Source organism: Vibrio sp. Vb1755 (assembly GCF_033338635.1).
Classification (GTDB): domain Bacteria; phylum Pseudomonadota; class Gammaproteobacteria; order Enterobacterales; family Vibrionaceae; genus Vibrio; species Vibrio alginolyticus.
In genome coordinates this window covers 1-1,347 of sequence record NZ_JAWOTA010000172.1, presented here as the reverse complement: position 1 = coordinate 1,347, position 1,347 = coordinate 1, and the positions used below count along the sequence as shown (strand labels likewise).

At 41.3% G+C, this 1,347-nt stretch carries 2 protein-coding genes; one reads left to right on the top strand and one right to left on the bottom strand.

What is annotated here, in order from left to right:
* Positions 1–191 (bottom strand): twin-arginine translocation signal domain-containing protein (locus R7E00_RS23625; RefSeq protein ID WP_318124665.1); only part of this gene is annotated, 191 nt, incomplete at its 3' end.
* A gap of 544 nt (positions 192–735) precedes the next feature.
* On the opposite strand from R7E00_RS23625, the gene sodC reads away from it, so the two are divergent.
* The gene (gene sodC / locus R7E00_RS23620; protein WP_318124664.1) at positions 736–1,251 is read left to right on the top strand and encodes a superoxide dismutase [Cu-Zn] SodC; all 516 of its coding nucleotides are present in this window, start codon (positions 736–738) and stop codon (positions 1,249–1,251) included.
* Positions 1,252–1,347: the final 96 nt, after the last annotated feature.

The window sequence follows — 1,347 nt, the reverse complement described above, 5'->3', positions numbered from 1 at the left end:
TGCACTTTACGCCAAAAACGCTTATCGTGCTTTCTACCTAGCCCGCGGCTGCTCCAATCAATTTTCTGTTCTCGAGCTTGTGCTACACCTGAAAAAGCAGAAGCACCAACACCAGCTACAACGGCACCCGTTGCGCCTTTAAGAAAATTACGTCGGCTGCGATTAGTCTGAATAGAATCCTTGTCGCTCATTTTTTCGATCCTTGTCGGAAATTAGCCATATTATTAATTTTTAAACGCGTAACTATCTGTTACTAAAACATTATTACCTATTCAAACCAGACTTTAATTTTTTACTCTGCTATTAAGTGACTTTAGTTCCACTTTTTTAGCTTATTTGATGACATAAGCAACAGTTTCGCTTCCAACCAATAAACAACTGAATACATATTAAAATATTCATTAAATTGACTATTTTTATGATAAACGCTTAATAATAGTTTTATCTATAAACAAACAGTGAGCTTTGTTGTAAATTCATTAAAAATTTAACTTTGTATTAATTAGATAATTCAGCGTCATATTTGTTCAACTGCGACTATTCTTTTTATAACCAAGTAATCTCAATATGTTAAGTTTCATAAAATGGCTTGATGTTTAAATGAACAGTTAATTTTTAGACCATATATAGCGAGATCTAAAGTAGTTCAAACAAATGTACGGTCTAACTCTTAGCTGCGAGAACAAATCACTTGGATATACGCTCAAATGAATACTTTATAAAGAAGGAAATCGCATGTTAAAAGGATTGCTGTGCATCTCAGCGGCGGCTGCTTTCGTGATGACACCAAACGCGTTGGCCCAATCAATCACCATGACCGATTTGGGTACTAACCAAGCCGTCGGTACGGTGGAATTATCAGAGAGTGACTACGGAATTGTATTCACGCCGAATCTGTCAGGAATTCCTGCCGGACTACATGGCTTTCACGTCCACGCTAACCCATCCTGTGACAGTGCAGAAAAGGACGGTAAAACCGTAGTAGGTGGCGGTGCGGACGGCCATTACGACCCAGACAATACTGGCCAACATGGTTTTCCATGGACCGATGGCAACCATCTTGGCGATCTGCCAGCGTTGTACGCCGACATGGAAGGAAACGCCAACCAACCGGTTTTAGCTCCGCGCCTCAAAATGTCGGATTTAAAAGGCAGAGCCTTGATGATTCATGCTGGTGGGGACAATCACTCGGATCAACCAGCCAAATTAGGTGGCGGCGGTGCGCGCATTGTGTGTGGTGTGATCGATTAAATCATGATCTGTCTGATTCACACTTCCTCATGCGGCAGGAAGTGTGAATCGTTGTGTAAACCGATGCGATGTCGCATCGGTTTCAAGATGACTGTG